The 18575-nt window shown below is 33.8% G+C and carries 16 protein-coding genes and 2 other annotated features; of the genes, 15 read left to right on the top strand and 1 reads right to left on the bottom strand.

The window, feature by feature from the left end; genetic code table 11:
• Nucleotides 1–122: 122 nt before the first annotated feature.
• Nucleotides 123–731, bottom strand: coding sequence for an NUDIX hydrolase (locus CQZ94_RS21065; RefSeq protein ID WP_105586928.1), 609 nt, complete (start codon nt 729–731; stop codon nt 123–125).
• Between the two features lie 81 nt (nt 732–812).
• Between CQZ94_RS21065 and CQZ94_RS21060 the strand changes: the two genes are divergently transcribed.
• The 15 genes from CQZ94_RS21060 (at nt 813) to CQZ94_RS20990 (ending at nt 18564) form a co-directional block, all read left to right on the top strand.
• On the top strand, nt 813–1451 hold the full coding sequence (locus CQZ94_RS21060; RefSeq protein ID WP_105586927.1) for a pyridoxamine 5'-phosphate oxidase family protein: 639 nt from the start codon (nt 813–815) through the stop codon (nt 1449–1451).
• 235 nt (nt 1452–1686) lie between these two features.
• Nucleotides 1687–1918, top strand: a binding site (T-box leader).
• A gap of 115 nt (nt 1919–2033) precedes the next feature.
• Nucleotides 2034–2265, top strand: a binding site (T-box leader).
• A gap of 153 nt (nt 2266–2418) precedes the next feature.
• Entirely contained in the window at nt 2419–3714 is a 1296-nt protein-coding gene (locus CQZ94_RS21055; protein ID WP_105586926.1) for a homoserine dehydrogenase, read from the top strand.
• Nucleotides 3707–4765 (top strand): threonine synthase, encoded by a 1059-nt coding sequence (thrC, locus tag CQZ94_RS21050; protein WP_105586925.1) that lies wholly within the window; start codon nt 3707–3709, stop codon nt 4763–4765. Before CQZ94_RS21055 ends, thrC begins: the two co-directional genes overlap by 8 nt.
• Nucleotides 4762–5655 carry a homoserine kinase gene (gene thrB / locus CQZ94_RS21045; protein WP_105586924.1) on the top strand — a complete coding sequence of 298 codons (894 nt, stop codon included), beginning with the start codon at nt 4762–4764 and terminating at the stop codon, nt 5653–5655. Before thrC ends, thrB begins: the two co-directional genes overlap by 4 nt.
• Before the next feature lie 123 nt (nt 5656–5778).
• Nucleotides 5779–5991, top strand: coding sequence for a DUF6366 family protein (locus CQZ94_RS21040; protein WP_105586970.1), 213 nt, complete (start codon nt 5779–5781; stop codon nt 5989–5991).
• Between the two features lie 338 nt (nt 5992–6329).
• Nucleotides 6330–8633: a glycoside hydrolase gene (locus CQZ94_RS21035; RefSeq protein ID WP_105586923.1), complete on the top strand. Its 2304-nt coding sequence runs from the start codon at nt 6330–6332 to the stop codon at nt 8631–8633.
• 327 nt (nt 8634–8960) lie between these two features.
• On the top strand, nt 8961–9962 hold the full coding sequence (locus tag CQZ94_RS21030; protein WP_142395890.1) for an LCP family protein: 1002 nt from the start codon (nt 8961–8963) through the stop codon (nt 9960–9962).
• Between the two features lie 163 nt (nt 9963–10125).
• Nucleotides 10126–11373, top strand: coding sequence for a hypothetical protein (locus CQZ94_RS21025; RefSeq protein WP_105586921.1), 1248 nt, complete (start codon nt 10126–10128; stop codon nt 11371–11373).
• 13 nt (nt 11374–11386) lie between these two features.
• Nucleotides 11387–12076, top strand: coding sequence for a response regulator transcription factor (locus CQZ94_RS21020; protein WP_105586920.1), 690 nt, complete (start codon nt 11387–11389; stop codon nt 12074–12076).
• A complete protein-coding gene (locus tag CQZ94_RS21015) occupies nt 12073–13434 on the top strand; it encodes a sensor histidine kinase (protein ID WP_105586969.1) in 1362 nt (453 codons plus the stop codon). The genes CQZ94_RS21020 and CQZ94_RS21015 overlap by 4 nt, the downstream gene beginning before the upstream one ends.
• 97 nt (nt 13435–13531) lie before the next feature.
• Nucleotides 13532–14353, top strand: coding sequence for a peptidoglycan-N-acetylglucosamine deacetylase (locus CQZ94_RS21010; protein ID WP_105586919.1), 822 nt, complete (start codon nt 13532–13534; stop codon nt 14351–14353).
• 15 nt (nt 14354–14368) lie between these two features.
• The gene (locus tag CQZ94_RS21005; protein WP_105586918.1) at nt 14369–15025 is read left to right on the top strand and encodes a YkyA family protein; all 657 of its coding nucleotides are present in this window, start codon (nt 14369–14371) and stop codon (nt 15023–15025) included.
• A gap of 174 nt (nt 15026–15199) precedes the next feature.
• The gene (locus tag CQZ94_RS21000) at nt 15200–15880 is read left to right on the top strand and encodes an MgtC/SapB family protein (protein ID WP_105586917.1); all 681 of its coding nucleotides are present in this window, start codon (nt 15200–15202) and stop codon (nt 15878–15880) included.
• Between the two features lie 88 nt (nt 15881–15968).
• Nucleotides 15969–16505, top strand: a complete 537-nt coding sequence (locus CQZ94_RS20995; RefSeq protein ID WP_105586916.1) for a GNAT family N-acetyltransferase — start codon at nt 15969–15971, stop codon at nt 16503–16505.
• 250 nt (nt 16506–16755) lie between these two features.
• On the top strand, nt 16756–18564 hold the full coding sequence (locus CQZ94_RS20990) for an IucA/IucC family protein (RefSeq protein ID WP_105586915.1): 1809 nt from the start codon (nt 16756–16758) through the stop codon (nt 18562–18564).
• Nucleotides 18565–18575: the final 11 nt, after the last annotated feature.

The raw sequence follows: 18575 nt of genomic DNA, 5'->3' as shown, positions 1-18575 counted from the left end.
AAATTCGGCTGGAGCAAAGAAGTTAGGTGGGAGTCGGGCTGCCCGTAAACGCCCGATTGGTGAAGGCTAATAATCAGTGGGGGATGAACAAAATCCCCACTGATTATTAGCCTTCACTTTATTTACAAACTATTATTTTTTAGCAATTCTTTTGCTTGTTCTACAACAAATTCATAGTATTCAAGATCATATGGATAAATATCTTCAAATGTTATCGTTATCGGATTACTGTTTAAAACAGAAGTAGTCGTTATAGATGAAATATCTTTTTTTAGTAGTTGTAGAAAAGAAGTTGCATGTACTTTCATCACGTCGTCTACTTCTTCACCCGGTGCAAATGGAAGTGGTTTTATTACATTGTGAAAATACATATGACAAAACTCACGATCAGTAAGGTTTGAAATTTCATAATCTATTTTAAAGATTCCTTTGTATGCTAAATCAGTCGTATGAAAGGAAAGCCCCAATTCTTCTTCAATTTCACGAAGGCCGCCAATCTGTACATCTTCATCATGCATAATGTGTCCAGCTGATGTAATATCCCATATACCCGGCGCCTCCTTTTTATTTATAGAGCGTAATTGAAAATATAAAAACATATCTTCAGCATCTTTTTCTACAAACCAGCAATGAAATGTTTCGTGCCAATCACCGTCACGATGCACTTCATCACGTAATTTCTTTCCAAGTGTATGTCTTTCAGGATCAAATATTGTTAACCACTCTGTCATTTTAATTCCCCTTTCTGTAAATATTATTATACAATATTTGTATTGAATTTTGGGAAAATAAAGAAAAAGGAGTGATTATAAGTGAAGATAGAGAGTAAGGAAATAAAATCAATAATTTCAACTGAGGAAGAATTACGGCAAATATTGGGGCAACCAAGTGAGCGAGCGTTAAAAAAAGTTATTTCATCACTAGACCACCATTGCGTAGATTTTCTGTCTAAATCTCCTTTTCTAGTATTATCTACTGCAAATAAATTAGGAGAGTGTGATGCCTCGCCGAGAGGAGATGCACCTGGATTTGTATATGTATTAAATCAAAATAAAATTATCATCCCTGAAAGACCGGGTAATCGTCGCATAGACTCTATTTTAAATATTATTTCAAATCCAAATGTAGGGTTAATCTTTTTTATTCCTGGTCTTGGGGAGACACTCCGAATAAACGGCCGAGCATACATTACAAACGATGAAGAAATTTTGAAAGAAATGCAGGCGAATGGACGTAATCCGTTACTTGGAATTGTTGTTGAGATAGAGGAGTGCTATATCCATTGTGCAAAAGCTTTTATACGTTCAAAAATGTGGGATCCAAAATCGTGGTTAAATAAAAAAGAGCTACCTTCAGCAGCGAAGATGTTATTAGAGCATGCGAAAGTGAATGCTTCAGAAGAGGACGTTGCACGTTCTTTAGAAGAAAGTTATACGAAAAGATTGTATTAAAAAAATCTTTATTGATATAGTTTTAGAAAGTGGAGATCTTCTCGTTTTAAAATGGAATATTTATATATGAACCGTTGATTTACAAGCTAGTAAATTGCAAAAAAAGTAATAAGAGCAGTCGTTGTAAAATGTTATTGTGAAATATAATAAAAAAGTATCTTTAAAATAGTGAGTGAAAATAGGCTTGCTTTTTAAAATTTTCATAACTATAATAAGTTAACAAATAGACATGAACGAAAAAGTAATGACAAGGACATGAAATCATTTTTACGGTTTACAGAGAGGGAAGCCAAGGCTGTGAGCTTCCTAACACGAGAAGTGATTTTACCACCTTTGAACTTCAATAGTGAACGAGTGATCTAGTAATTATTGACGGTATCAGCCGTTATCTGAGCTTGAGCAATCTAGAAGAAAATAAGTCTAGGTTGGAACAAGGGTGGAACCACGAAAACACATTCGTCCCTTTCCTAGGGATGAGTGTGTTTTTTTATAGTCTTTAAGATTGAAAATTTAAAATAATTAAAAAATAGTATTGATTTTGTTTTTTATGCGAGTATAATGAGTTAACAAATATATATGAACGAAAAAGTAACGATAAGGACATGAGAACATATTTACGGTTTACAGAGAGGGAAGCCAAGGCTGTGAGCTTCCTAACACGAGAAATGATCTTACCACCTTTGAACTTCAATAGTGAACGAGTAATCTAGTAATTATTGACGGTATCAGCCGTTATCTGAACTTGAGCAATCTAGAAGGAAATAAGTCTAGGTTGGAACAAGGGTGGAACCACGAAAACACATTCGTCCCTTTCCTAGGGATGAGTGTGTTTTTTATTATTTTGAAGGGAGGTGCTGTAACATGAAACGATTTGTACGTACGGAAATAACCACCACCTGCACGGGAAAATGGCAGAGCAAGGTGATTGATAGAAGCGAAAAATAAAATTTTAGGAGGAGATTAGAAGATGAATAACGTTATTAATGTTGGGGTATTAGGTTTAGGTACGGTCGGAAGTGGTGTTGTTCATATTTTGAAGGAACATTATAAAAAAATCGCTCTTGATACAGGATATGAAGTGAAAGTAAAGACAGTCGTTGTACGTGATTTGGAAAAAGAACGTGATGTTTGTATTGATGGAATCGTAGTAACAAGTAATGTCGATGAAGTTCTAAATGATTCAAATATTGATATTGTAGTAGAGGTAATGGGCGGAATTGAAGAAGCAAAACAGCATATTATTAGGGCTTTACAAAACAAGAAACATGTCGTTACAGCAAATAAAGATTTAATGGCTGTATATGGTGCGGAGCTTTTGCAATTAGCAAATAAAAATGAATGTGGCTTATGTTACGAAGCAAGTGTAGCGGGTGGGATTCCAATATTAAGAGGATTAGCAGATGGGCTAGCGTCAGATCAAATTGAAAAAATAATGGGAATCGTAAATGGAACAACAAATTATATGTTAACAAAGATGAGTCAAAATGGATGGTCGTATGAAGAGGCTTTACAGGAGGCACAAAAATTAGGTTTCGCAGAATCCGATCCAACAGCGGATGTAGATGGGCTAGATGCTGCGAGAAAGGTAGCAATTCTTGCAAACTTAGGTTTTTCGATGAATGTTTCTTTAGATGATGTGCAAGTTAGAGGTATTCGAAAGGTTGAAAAAGAAGATTTAGAGATGGCCGAAAAATTAGGATTTACTATGAAATTAATTGGTAAAGCGGAAAAACAAGGATCATCCATTCACTTAAGTGTAGAACCGACTTTATTACCAAGTCATCATCCGCTATCGAATGTGAATAACGAATTCAATGCGGTGTATGTTCACGGTCAAGCAGTAGGAGAAGTGATGTTTTACGGACCTGGAGCTGGGAAGTTACCAACTGGTTCTGCTGTAGTAAGTGACATTATTTCAATCGTTAAAAATATGAATCAAGTTCCGAAAAATAAAAGTGTATTAAAAGAACCGGAGCCGTATGAATTACAAGGAGATGAAGAAGTAGTTTCGAAATACTTTTTGCGTATTTCATTACGAGATGAGCCTGGAATTTTAAAAAAAATAACAGAATGTTTCGTTGATTATTCTGTGAGTTTAAAAGAGGTAATTCAATTACCTTTGAATCGTGAGCTTGCAGAAGTCGTTGTTGTGACGCATCGAACTTCAAAATATCAATTCGAACAAGTTTTAGGGGCGATAGAAGATGTCGCAAGTGAAATAAACAGTTACTACATTATTGAGGAGGAAAAACAATATGTATAAAGGACTATTAAAACAGTATGCTACTTATTTACCAGTGAATGAAAACACACCTGATGTTAGCTTAATGGAAGGAAATACACCCCTTATTCCATTATTAAATATATCAAAACAATTAGGGATTCAGTTATACGGAAAGTATGAAGGAGCGAATCCAACAGGTTCTTTTAAAGATCGTGGTATGGTAATGGCCGTTGCAAAGGCGAAAGAAGAAGGGGCAGAGGCAATCATTTGTGCATCTACAGGTAATACATCGGCATCGGCGGCAGCTTATGCGGCACGCCTCGGGATGAAATGTATTATCGTAATACCAGAAGGAAAAATTGCGCATGGGAAATTAGCGCAAGCAGTTGCTTATGGAGCGGAGATTATTTCAATAGAAGGGAATTTTGATGATGCACTTAGAGCTGTAAGAAATATTGCTGCAGAAGAGCCGATTACATTAGTAAACTCAGTGAATCCTTATCGAATTGAAGGGCAAAAAACAGCGGCATTTGAAATTTGTGACCAGTTGCAAAACGCACCAGATGTTCTAGCTATTCCTGTTGGAAATGCTGGGAATATTACAGCATACTGGAAAGGGTTCTGTGAATATGAGAAAGAAAAAGGCTATAAGAAACCAAGAATTCACGGCTTTGAAGCGGAAGGAGCAGCGGCAATTGTAAAAGGACATGTAATTGAAGCGCCTGAAACAATTGCAACAGCAATACGTATCGGTAATCCAGCAAGTTGGCCGTATGCAGTAGAGGCTGCCGAACAGTCTAATGGTGAAATAGATATGGTGTCAGATGAAGAAATTTTACATGCGTATAGATTGTTAGCAAAAACGGAAGGGGTTTTCGCTGAGCCAGGATCAAATGCTTCATTAGCAGGCGTAATTAAACATGTTCAATCTGGAAAAATCAAAAAAGGCGAAACAGTTGTTGCAGTATTAACTGGAAATGGTTTAAAAGATCCTGATATTGCAATTTCTTCTAATAAATTAGAAATTGCAAGTGTGTCAAATGATATAGAACAAATTAAAGATCATATTAAAGGGGTGATTATGTCGTGATACCATTAAGAGTTCGTGTTCCTGCTAGTACAGCAAATGTTGGACCTGGATTTGATTCTGTTGGAATAGCTTTGTCATTATATTTAGAAGTTAGTGTAAAGGGAGAAGCTAATAAATGGCAAGTTATACATTCCTTTGACGATTCAATTCCAAAAGATGATAAAAATTTAATTGTTAGCACGGCATGTAAAGTATGTCCTTCTTTATCACCCCATATAATAGAAGTAACTAGTAATATTCCGCTGACAAGAGGGCTAGGAAGTAGTGCATCAGCAATTGTAGCAGGGATAGAACTTGCGAATCAACTTGGAAATTTGCATTTAACAACTGATCAAAAAGTTCAAATTGCTACAAATTTTGAAGGACATCCAGATAATGTTGCTGCTTCTATTTTAGGTGGAACTGTAATCGGAGCACTTGATGGAAAAAATGTTTCGGTTGTAAGGATTGAAAGTAAGGAATTAGGCGTAATTTCTCTTATTCCGAATGAAGAGCTAAATACGGATGAAAGTCGATCTGTATTACCAGAGATGTTTCCGTTTCATGAAGCGGTTAAGGCTAGTGCAATAAGTAACGTATTAGTAGCTGCGTTATGTCAAAAGAAGTGGGAAGTTGTAGGTGAAATGATGGAAAGAGATCATTTCCACGAGCCATATCGTTTAGAACTTGTACCGTTATTACCATCAATTCGTAAATGCGCAAAAGAATTCGGAGCATATGGTACAGCTCTTAGTGGCGCGGGACCATCCATTTTTATTTTAACTCCGTATGAGAAGCGTCAAGAAATTGCTGACCAATTAGCGAGAGTATTTGCAGCTATGAAAGTATGTGAGCTTGAAATCGATCATAAAGGGATTACTGTAAATAAGGAAGAACATATTGGATTATAAAGAAAGCTAGCATTGCTAGCTTTCTTTAAGTTATGGGGAATCTATTTTAAATGGAATTTTTTTGGGAGTGATAATATTTTAGAAAGAGAATATACAATGAATATTAATTTTAGAGGTGATTATATGAGTTCAAAAGAGTCACCAGAAGAAAAAAGAGAACGTATGAGACAAGGTGAATTGAAAAATAATCCTACCGGTTCTTTGAATGATGGACTCAATAGAGCAGAAACAGGTAACCCCGTTGATATGACAGGTGGTATGAATTGGAAAGGTACAGGGATATTAATTTTAGTGCTAGTTTTAGGATATATTATATACAGTTACTTTTTCAGTTAAGGAAAGCTTGTTAAAAATTTGATTTGTTTGAACTCATAAGTAGTGAAAATGAACTTATTTTTATACTTTGAAGAGGGCCGTCCAAAAAGTTTTTTTGGACGGCCCTCTCTTATTAATAGGTAGGATATTATTGTCATATTTTGTAGTTAAGTCGATATTCTTTGTCGAAGCTTCGAGATAAGTAGAGTTGTGTTTGATATAATTTCATGTGCTGTTGTAAATTTACTCAGTAAGAACATAACCCCATTTTAAAGTTCGGCTTTTGGGACAGTCTTCATTATTTTTTGCCACATTCCTGTAACAAAGCTCCTGTATATTCAGTGGTGGAGGTGCAGAAGATGAAAAAAATGATAGCGGTATGTCTTCTTACAACATTGTCACTTTCGACTTTAGTCGGGTGTGATGTAAAAGGTAATGATGCTTTACAAGAGTCTAAAATAAAGAAAGAAATGTATAAAGATTTTACGTATGAGGTTAATCCTGAGACGTTTACGTTAACTGTAGAACATGATGGTGTAAAGGAACAGGCATCGCAACCGTTACCGAAAATGAAGGTATCGAATTTGAAAAAAGACAAGGATCATACATCTTGGGAATATCCTGATCAAAAAGTAAAAGTAAATTTAGAAAAGAAAAAAGATCACTTAAATATTGAAGTGGAATCGACTGGTGCAGAAAGTTTCACATGGCCAAAAGTGCAAGCTGAAAATTATACACTTCCGTTATGGGAAGGTAAGCAAATTCCAAGTAATGATGAGAATTGGAAGAAGTTTTTAAAGGATGATGTATATTCATTTGCTGAATCATTTTCTATGAAGTTTTTTGCATTAAATGGTTCTAAATATTCAATCGTATATATTGCGAACAATATGTTTAATAATGAATTGAAATTTCATTCAGATCCGAAAATAGGGTTTGATTTTACACATGAATTCCCGAGTATAAATAAAAATAAAACATATGGCTTTCAATTATATGTGACAAATAATGATGCAGTAAGTATTGCTAAACTGTATAAGGATAATATTGTTGAAAAAGGTGAATTTAAAACATTACAAGAAAAGGCAAGAAAAAATAAAGAAATCGAAAAACTTTACGGGGCAGCCCATTTTTACTTTTGGAATCAAAATGGTTTATCAGAAAGTAACGTAAATTGGCCGAAGCTAAGAGAGCAAATAAATAGTCCGGTGTTTAGCCATATAAAAGAGCTCATTCAAAAAAATAGTTCAGAGCCTGGAGAACTGAATGTATTTGAGCGAGTAGGTAAACAAGATTTCATCGATAAGTATCAAAAAGAAGTTATTTTGCGTTATGTAAACGAAGCATTATCAATGAAGGAATTGTATAAAGAGGATATTTTCCCGAAAGTTGATCAGGTGGCTAGTGAGTTATTAAAAAAAGGTGTAGATAACTTATCGAAGATGGAGTTATATAACTTAAATAAGCATTTATTAAAGTCGATACTTGGTGATGCCGTTGAAGAAGTAAGTAAATGGGGTAACGCAGATGGAACGGATATTATAAAGGAAATGAAAGAAGCAGGGATAGACAAAGCGTGGATTGGTCTACCGAACTGGGAACAAGGATATATGCAACCTAATTTTGTTACAGAAGCTAAGAAAATGGGATATTTAGTTGGTCCGTATGATTCTTATCATTCCATTCACGAAAAAGGGGATAAAAATTGGAACACAGCTTCCTTTAATGATCCATCGTTATATGAAGAAGCAACTGTAACGAAGAAAAATGGAGAGAAAGTGCAAGGGTTTTTAGGGAGAGGCCGAAAATTAAATCCGACATTATCACTTCCTAGTGTAAAAGAACGAATGAACGATATATTACAAAATGGCCCTAAATATAATTCATGGTTTATTGATTGTGACGCGACGGGCGAAATTTATGATGATTATTCAACAAAACATTTAACGACACAAGAACAAGATTTAAAAGCACGATTAAAAAGAATGGATTATATCGCGCAAGAAAAAGGGATGGTAGTAGGCTCTGAAGGTGGAAATGATTTTGCAAGTAGTACAATTGCATTTGCGCACGGAATTGAAACGCCTGTAATTAAATGGGATGATGAAGATATGAGAAAAAATAAAACAAGCCCGTATTATGTCGGTGGGTATTGGTCACCAAATCAAAATGTTCCAGAAAAATATGCAAAACAAGTACCGTTGAAAGAAGAATATAAGCAAGTATATTTAAATCCAGTATATTCGGTGCCATTATATAAACTAGTATACAATGATTCGGTTATTACAACGCACCACTGGGAATGGGGAAGTTTGAAGGTAAAGGACGAGGTTGGAAATCGTATGTTATATGAATTATTGTATAATGTTCCACCTTTATACCATTTAGATGAAGTAGAGTGGAATAAGCATAAAAAAGAAATGACAGAGCATCTGAAAGTTTGGAATGATGTTCATGAAAAGGCAGTAAAAGAAGAAATGACGAACTTTGCATATCTGTCAGAAGATAAGCTGGTACAATCTGCTTCATATGGAAAAAACATTAAAATCATTGTGAATTTCTCTAATGATGATGTGGAAATAGAAAAAACGAAAATAAAAGCAAAGTCAGCTTTAATTAATAATAATGGGAAGCAAATAATATACACACCAAATGAGAAATAGGAAAATAAAACTATAATCAGACTGTATTAATCGGGATTTTACGGGCAACTTGACTCTTTATTCGTGCTGAAATTCGAGGTGAAAGTCTTGCTACCTGCAAATAACAGAATAATAAATCTGTAAATTTGAATGTTCTGAAGTATTGATTTTTTTTAGTTGATAAATAGTGACTTGCTAAAAATAAGCACGAGAGTATAATGTGAAATGGAATACATATTGAATTTATGAAGTAACCTTACAAAAATGTAAGGTGATTGAAAGGAAATTCAATATGAAGATTACTAGACATACATTATACTAGGAAAAGAGAAAGAGAGGAGAATGAACATGAGCTCTGAATTAGAACAAGATACGAGAAGCAGTAAAAAACGTTCTAAAAGAAAATCAATAAAATGGTTCATTTTAATTCCATTTTTCCTACTTATTTTTGGAGGAGTAGGATATGGATCGTTTATATATAACAAAGCAAAAGCTGTTGTAAGTGATGCATATGCAAAAATTGATAAGTCATCAAAAAGGGACAAAGAAGTGGAACCTTTAAAGGATAATATTTCGATTTTAATCATGGGTGTCGATGGAAGCGAAATGAGAAAAAGCCAATATGGTGAAGCGGTTCGAACAGATGCACTTTTATTAGCGACAATTAATAAAGATGATAAATCCGTTAAATTAGTAAGCATTCCTCGTGATTCACGTGTTTATATTCCATCTAGAAAGAAATTAGATAAAATTACACACGCACACGTATTTGGTGGTGTTGAAAGTACAAGAGATACAGTGGAAAGATTTTTAAATGTTCCAGTTGATTATTATGTGAAGTTTAACTTTGAGTCATTTGTACAAATTGTAGATTCAATTGGTGGTATTGATATTGATGTACCGGTTACTTTCACAGAACAAGATAGTAAAGACCAAGCAGGTATGATCCATTTAGAAAAAGGTTACCAACATTTAAATGGTGAACAAGCCCTTGCACTTGCTAGAACGCGTAAAATTGACAGTGACGCAATGCGTGGTCAAAGGCAACAACTTGTAATTGAAGCAATTGCGAAAAAAGCAATGTCTGTTCAATCAATTAGTAAAATGGGCTCTTTACTTGATGCAGTTGATAAAAATATGAAAACAAACTTAACGTTTGATGATATGCTTGCTATTACGAAAAATATGGCAGGATCTGATCTGCAAATGGAAAAGATGCAAATAGAAGGAACGGATAAACGTATTGGTGGTATTTATTATTACATTCCAAATGAAAAGAATGTAAAAGATATTTCAAAAAAATTAAATAATCATTTGGGTATAACACCAAAACCAGCTCGAAACGAATAGTAAAAAAGATTGGCCTCCGCCAATCTTTTTTTATGGAAATGTATTTGTAACTTTTCTGTAACGATTTTTTATTTCAGAAAAATTATACTCATATGTATGAGAATATTGGAGAAGCAAAAAGTAAAGTGAAATACTTAAAATTTGTAATAAGGAAAGATATCATATGCAGAAATGGATAAGCATTTTGGGAATCATTTTTATATTGACTGGATGTAAAATGTCTGAAGCTCCAACAAGTTTAATGGGAGCTCCTGCAAATGAAAAGTGGATTAATGAACTAAAAGAGCAAATAGATAAAGATTTGCCTGTTAATTATCGGTTGCTTACTCCAATGTCTAATAAAGATAAACAGATGATTTGGTCACTGGATTTTAAACAAGATAATAAAAAAGAAGCAATCGTATTTTATAAAGTACCGAATGAAGATCGGAGTATATATTTAGCTATTTATGCGGAAAGCAGCACTGGCTGGAAACTAAAGTCCACTCATACATTTGATGGTGAGAATATAGATATCGTTAAAGTCGGTGATTTTACAGGGAACGGGAAGCGAGAGTTATTAATTGGAATCTCTGTAAGTCGTGAATCTTTAGAACATGTAATGTATGTTTTTTCGGAAGAAAATGATGATATGAAGGAGATTTATAATCGGCAATATACGAAGTTATTTATAGAGGATCTAAATAGAAATGGCCTTAATGATATAAGCCTTGTTACTTATAAAAAAGATGAGCAATTGAAAGTTGAGTTCATTGAACAATTTAAGACTATGTCTGAAGTTACATTCGATCCATATATAAATAGTATTCAGCGAATACAAATGGGGCGTATTTCTAACATGTCAAAGGCAGTTGTAATTGATGCAGGAGTGGGGGCTCATTCAGGTATAACATATGTAGCAAAATTTGATAAGGATCATTATGAGGGACTACCTATAGACGGGAAAGAAGATTTATTCAATGAGTATGTTGTGGAAAGTAAAGACGTTAATGAAGACGGCATTATTGAATTTGTTCGTACTGTGCGTCCAAAAGGTTGGGAAGATAAATCACATGGTGATAGTCCGCTCTTTGAACGTTACATACAGTGGAGTGAAGATGGAACTAAACCTATAGAAGAAAGATATATCAATATAGAAAAAGGATATTTTGTGAAAATTCCTGAAGAGTTAATAGGAAAAATTACTATTCCAGATCAGCAAAAGGATTCAAGTGTTCAAAAGTTTTTGGATGCAACTACAAATGAAATATGGCTTGAAGTCCATATTTTTAAGCGGAAAGAATGGTTCAAAATAAAAGGATACGAGGCAGCAGTTAAAACGGCTTCTCATGTATATGCAGTACCGAAGCAATCAAAATTTGAAAAAATGAAAGCATATATAAAACCGCTAGCGGATTATCAACAAGAGTAGGGAGGTGGGAATTATGTCAACAATTTTAGTTTTAGAAGATGAAATACCAATCCGTAGCTTTATTGTCCTAAATTTGAAACGTGCTGGATTTTATGTATTAGAAGCTAGTACTGGAGAAGAAGCGTTACAGATTTTAAGTGAACATACTGTTGATGTAGCGTTACTTGATGTTATGTTACCGGGGATCGATGGTTTTCAAGTTTGTAAAGCTATCCGGGAAGAAAATAAAAAAATGGGCATTATTATGTTAACCGCCCGTGTACAAGATGGGGATATGGTACAAGGACTCGGAATTGGTGCAGATGATTATATTACAAAACCGTTTAGTCCAGTAGAATTAACTGCGCGTATACAATCTTTATTAAGAAGAATAGAAGTACATGAAGAAAAAACGAATACAATCACGTCTGGTCCGTTCTCGTTAAATATTATAGAAGAAAGATTATATAAAGGTGGACAATTAGTTGATTTAACACCTACAGAGTATATGATATTACAGTATTTAATGAATCAGGCTTCAAAGCCAGTTTCGCGTGATGAAATTTTAAATATGATTTGGGGAACCAATTACGTAGGCGAGACGAAAGTAGTAGATGTAAATATGAGACGTTTACGTCAAAAGATAGAATGTAATCCATCAGAACCTGAATTTATCCTTACTGTGTGGGGAAAAGGATATGTGTGGAAGGAAAGTATGAGATGAAACGGAAAGTGACTTTATATTTTATGACGGTCATTACACTTATGCTTGTATTATTTGAAGTAGTATTTTCAATCTCAATTTATCGATATTACTATAATGGTATTGTGCAATATGTAGAATCTCATGCGAAGACGAGTACACGATTTTTTTCTGAATATAATTCATTATATTTTATTCGTTTGCAAGAATATAGTGGAGACATAATTGAAAGCTTCCAGTTAGAAGGAACCGAATTACAACTAATCGATCGACACGGTACAATTATACAATCGTCAAGTGGGCAAAAGGTTGAAGGTAAAGTGAGTATTCCTTATTCTTTACTAGAGGGGGAAATGTATCACCAAGTTATTACTACGAAAGATAACGTGGAACAATTAGAAGTATTAAGTCCACTCGTACATCAAGGGCAAACTATCGGTGTTTTAAAATATACGACTGTTTTAACACATGTAAATGCAAAGATTATTGAAATTATTATGTTTACTATTTCAGTCGGAATTGTCATTTCAGGTATCGTATTCTTAATCAGTAGACGATTGGCGAATTCGTTTGTGAAACCTATCGAATCTATTATTCATGCTTCTTCGCAAATTGCGGAAGGTACATTAAAGGAGCAAATTAAAGAGGATTATCCTGGTGAATTAGGTGAGTTAGCACACAGTTTAAATCATATGTCTAATAAAATAGAAAAAGCAGAAAAGATGAAAAATGAATTTATTGCTTCTATTTCTCATGAAATACGAACGCCTTTAACGGGAATTAAAGGTTGGAGCGAGACGTTAAAAACAGTAGATCATTTAACGGAAGAAGAAATAAAACAAGGTATGGGAATTATTTCAGGTGAGACAGACCGATTGATTCATTTAGTAGAGGAATTGCTAGATTTTTCAAGATTGCAGTCAAATCATTTTAATTTATATAAACAAAAGGTACAATTGTACGATATACTAGAGGAGACGATTTGGCAATTAACTCCTAAATCAGAAGAGAAACAGATTCATCTAGTTGCTAATTTAGAACGAGTAGAACTAGTAGGAGATCGAAATAGACTAAAACAAGTTTTCCTAAATATTATTCATAATGCTATTAAATATTCATATGAAAAAAGTACAGTTTACATTGAAGCGACCAAAAGTGAAGGACAAGCCGTGATTAAGGTGACAGATCAAGGTATTGGAATTGCTAAAGAACATCTACCATTTATAGAGCAGTCATTTTATCAGATTAATAACCATATTGAAGGTGCAGGCATTGGATTAGCCATTGTAAAAAAAATGGTGGAGCTTCATGGTGGTACGCTTAGTATTAAAAGTAGAGAAAGCGTAGGAACAACAATTTTGATAAAACTCCCACTATAATTTATATAAAGTTTATATAGTGTAATAAAAATAAATAGATGTATAATTATATTGGGTGATTTATATATGAGATTAATAGGGAGAGGAATTCGATAGAATGGAAAAGGCTTTTAAAATTAAACGAGTAGTAGTCGTTTTAATAGCGATTGCAGCAGTAGCTATTGGGTATTTCATGTTTCAATCTATTACTTCACCAGCAAAAGCTGTTGCGAAACAAGAAAATGTAATACAGCTTGCAAGTGAACAACCGAAAGTTGAAATGAATAAAACGGCACCAAGTCGTTTTAATGGACAGGAAAGAAAAGTTGCTTACCTTACATTTGATGATGGGCCAGGAAAATATACGGCTGAATTATTGAATATGTTAAAACAGCATGATGCGAAGGCGACATTCTTTTTAATTGGTGCGAATGTGAAACAGTTTCCTGATTTAGTAAAACGTGAAAATGCAGAAGGACATTATGTTGGAATGCATAGTATGACACACAATTTTGCGAAGTTATATAAAAATGGCGAGTATGTTAATGAAATGAAAGAAGATCAAGGCTTAATCGCAAATATTATTGGGAAAGCCCCTAAATTAACACGTCCTCCATACGGATCGATGCCTGGTTTAAATGAAGGTCTCCGAAATAAAGTAGTTGAGGATGGTTTAAAAGTGTGGGACTGGACAATTGACTCTTTAGACTGGAAATACAATAAAGTACCAGTTGATGCAGCGGCAGCGCAAATCGCTCAAAATGTATTAGCTGGTGCAACAAAACCGCAAGAAGTCATTTTAATGCATGACATTCACCCACAATCAGTTGCTGCTGTGCCAGCAATTTTAAAGGGTCTAAAAGAAAAAGGTTATGAATTTGAAGCATATCATGAAGAGAATCACTTCCCAGTGAATTTCTGGCACGATAACCGTATGTAATTGGAGGAATTGAAGTTGAAGTATGGAAAAGTAGCAGTTGTTGGAGCATTATCAGTAGGATTATTATCAGGTTGTTTCGGTGAAAAGCCAGAAGAAAATTTACATACGGCTTTTGAAGCAGCAGCGACACAAGAAAAATCTTTAGTTGAGGATACGAAAAAATTAGAGCAATTAGAAAAGCAAGGGCAAGAACTATATTCTCAAATTTTACAAGAAGGTAAAGAACATAATGAAGCAGTTACGAAGAAAATTGAGCAAGCTACTGCAAATGTAGATGAGCGTGAAAAAGTATTGAAAAACGAGAAAGAACTGTTAGAAAAAGCTCAGAAGGAAACGAAATCGGTTCAAAGCAATATAGAGAAGCTTGAAGATAAGAAATTGCAAAAACAAGCAAAAGCAGTAGAAGAATCGTATGAAAATCGTTATGATGCCTTCCAAAAGATGAATGAGAATTACACGAAGGCGTTAGCGACTGAAAAAGAACTGTATGAAAAATTAAAAGTAAAAGAAACGAAGTTAAAAGAAATCGGTGAAAAAGTTAAAACTGTTAATGAGTTAAATGTGGAAGCGCAAAAGGCGAAAGAACAATTTAATACACATACAAAAGAGTATAATGATAATAAATTAGCATTTTATAAAGATGCACAGATTAAGATTAAAGAACAAAAATAAAGAGGTATTATAATCACGATAAAAAACCTATAGAAAAAGCCGAAAAAACATTGTAATAAAAAATGTTTTTTCGGCTTTTGTCATTAAATGAATAGAAAGGACTGGAATTGATATCATAAAAGAGTTATAGTGTATTATTCGAAGGGAAACATTGTAAAGTAAGGAGAATGAAATATGTCATATGAATTTTTATTCAAATTAGGTTTAGCACTCTTTTTAGGATTATTCATCGGGATAGATAGGCAGCTAAAGAATAAACCGCTTGGTGTGAAAACAAGTATGGTTATTTCTGTCGCAAGTTGTTTAATTACAATGGTTTCAATTGAATCAGTGAATGTGTATTCTGTACCGGGTCATACGAATATGGATCCAATGCGCCTTGCTGCCCAAATTGTAAGTGGTATCGGTTTCCTTGGGGCGGGGGTAATTTTACGAAGAAGTAATGATGTTATTTCAGGATTAACGACAGCTTCTATGGTATGGGCTGCTTCAGCTTTAGGTATTGCGATTGGAGCAGGATTTTATATACAAGCGACGGTTGCTATGGTTTTAATTATATTAGCAATCAATGTACTTCCTCACCTTGTGAAAATTGCAGGCCCATATTCATTGAGACAAAAGGACTTGTCTATCAAAATTACTGTAAATGAGCATCGAGAGTTAGATGGGATTTTTAAGCAAATTAAAAATTTAAACATGCAAGTGAAACGAGTGAAAATTAAAGATATTGATAACGGAGCATCTCAGCAATTGGAAATGGTTATTTTAGCGCCGGAAGATTTATATACAACGGAGCTATATAGTTCACTAAAAGAGATCAATCATGTTGTATCTGTTGAGGTTGAAAGTAGATAAAAAAAGAGTGGAAAGGGTGATGAAAATTCACTCTTTTTTTATATGGGATAAAACATTTTGCTATAATCATTTACAAAAGGGGATGAAAATGATGGAGATAAATATTAGGAGGGCAATGAAAGAGGATATTGTAGGTATAGCAAAAGTGCATGTGGAGAGCTGGAAAACCACATATAAAGGGATAGTTGCTAACGGAATTTTAGAAAATATAACGTATGAACAACGAGAAAACCAATGGGAAAGCATCTTCCAAAAAGAAGATGAGAACAAATATAGATTTGTAGCAGAGACGTTAAATGGAACAATAATTGGATTCATTGATGGGGGAGTTGAAAGGACAGGTACATATAATTGTGATGGAGAATTATATGCGATTTACCTATTACAACAGTATCAAGGATTGAAAATAGGGAATAGACTATTTCAAGCTTTACTCTCTGAATATAAAAAAAATAATATACAATCTCTTTTAGTTTGGGTGATTTCGAATAATCCGTCTAAAAAGTTTTATGAAAAATATAATCCTGAAAAAATTGATACAAAATTTTTAGAAAGACTAAATGTAAAAGAAATAGCATATGCTTGGCGAGATATGGATTGCTTATACAAATCATTATCAATTTAGATTCAAATAATTTTGTTATGTAAACTAAACATTTGAGTATTAAAAAATACATCAATGATTATATTGATGTATTTTTTTGCGTACGGATGTAATACCAAGAAAAGTCGGAAAGTTTGGTTAGGTGAAAAAATTCCGAAATATTTCTTGAAATGATTATCATTATCAATTAGAATCATAATTGATAATGAAATTCAATTATTAGAAGTTTTATAAAAATTTGATAGTGTTCGTCTAAAAGAGGAGGAGCAGTATGCACCATGCGAAACAAATCGCGGAACATGCAACAATACAAAGCTTTTTAAATTGTTATTTAAGAGAAACAGGAAGTGGAGAATGGATTACGGAGGATAAAAGGATAGAAAATATTTTCTGCCATTCATTTCAAAGAGATGCTATCCCCACTTATTTATGCTGTCGGTTATCGGCACAAAACGTTACTTTGTATGGAGAGGTTATATATAAATCACCAACAGACCGTCATTTGTTTGGAGAACAATTTTATTATCAAATCGGAGAAGACAAAAATGTCATAAAAGCAGATTACGTTACGGTTATTACGTTTTTAATAAAAGAAATGTCTATCAACTATGGAGAAGGTACAAATCCTGCTGAACTTATGCTTCGAGTCATTCGTAGTTGTCAAAATATTGAGGAATTTACAAAAGAGAGAGTGAAGGATACATCCGAATTATATGGTTTCTATACGTCCTTTATAGAAGCGGAGCAATCTTTATTATTTGGACATTTAACCCATCCTACACCAAAGAGTAGACAAGGTATATTGGATTGGAAAAGTTCAATGTACTCTCCGGAGTTAAAAGGAGAATGTCAGCTTCACTATTTTCGAGCACATAAAAGTATAGTAAGTGAAAAATCATTATTAATAGATTCTACGACAACAATTATAAAAGAGGAATTAAAGAATGATGAAATTGTTAGTCAGGAATTTATTACGAAGTACTGTCAAGAAGATGAGTATTCATTAATTCCAATCCATCCGCTTCAAGCAGAATGGTTATTACATCAATCTTATGTGCAAAATTGGATGAATCAAGGTGCTCTTGAATATATCGGTCCAGAAGGTAAGTGTTATATGGCAACATCATCACTTAGAACGCTATATCATCCTCATTCGAAGTATATGCTCAAGTTTTCATTCCCTGTAAAGGTAACAAATTCAATGCGTATTAATAAATTGAAGGAACTTGAGAGTGGTCTTGAAGGTAAGGAAATGTTAAATACTAAAATTGGTGAAGTGTTAGAAAAGTTTCCAGGGTTTGATTTTATATGTGATCCAGCCTTCATTACACTAAAATATGGTATGCAAGAGTCCGGATTTGAAGTGATTATTCGGGATAATCCTTTTTATAGTGAAAATGCGAATGACGCTACTTTAATAGCTGGTCTAGTACAAGATGCTATCCCTGGAAAACGCACTCGTTTATCAAATATTATTCATCATTTAGCGGATCTAGAAAATAAAAGTTGCGAAGAGGTAAGTTTAGAATGGTTTAGACGGTATTTAAATATTTCTTTAAAGCCGATGGTATGGATGTATTTACGTTATGGAGTTGCATTAGAAGCTCATCAGCAAAATAGTGTCGTGCGATTGGAAGGTGGCTATCCAGTAAAGTTTTACTTCCGTGATAATCAAGGGTTTTATTTCTGTAATTCAATGAAATCGGTGCTAGATAAAGAATTGACCGGTATTGGTGAACAAACTGGGAATTTATATGACGATTATATTGTGGATGAAAGATTTCGTTATTATTTAATTTTCAATCATATGTTTGGGCTCATTAACGGTTTTGGTACAGCAGGGTTAATTAAGGAAGAAATTCTTCTTTCTGAATTAAGGTCTGTAATTGAATCGTTCCTTCCATTTAACCGTGAACCTTCTACATTTTTAAGAGAATTGTTAGAAGAAGATAAATTGGCATGTAAAGCAAATTTACTGACGAGATTTTTCGATGTCGATGAGTTAACGAATCCATTAGAGCAAGCAATTTATGTACAAGTAGATAATCCACTTGTTAGAGAAGTGGCTGTTCGTTCATAAGTAGTGCTAAA

Source organism: Bacillus sp. MYb209, from assembly GCF_002975175.1.
In the GTDB taxonomy this organism is placed as follows: Bacteria; Bacillota; Bacilli; order Bacillales; family Bacillaceae_G; genus Bacillus_A.
The sequence above is the reverse complement of the archived record's forward strand: the minus strand, read 5'-3'. Positions and strand labels throughout refer to the sequence as shown.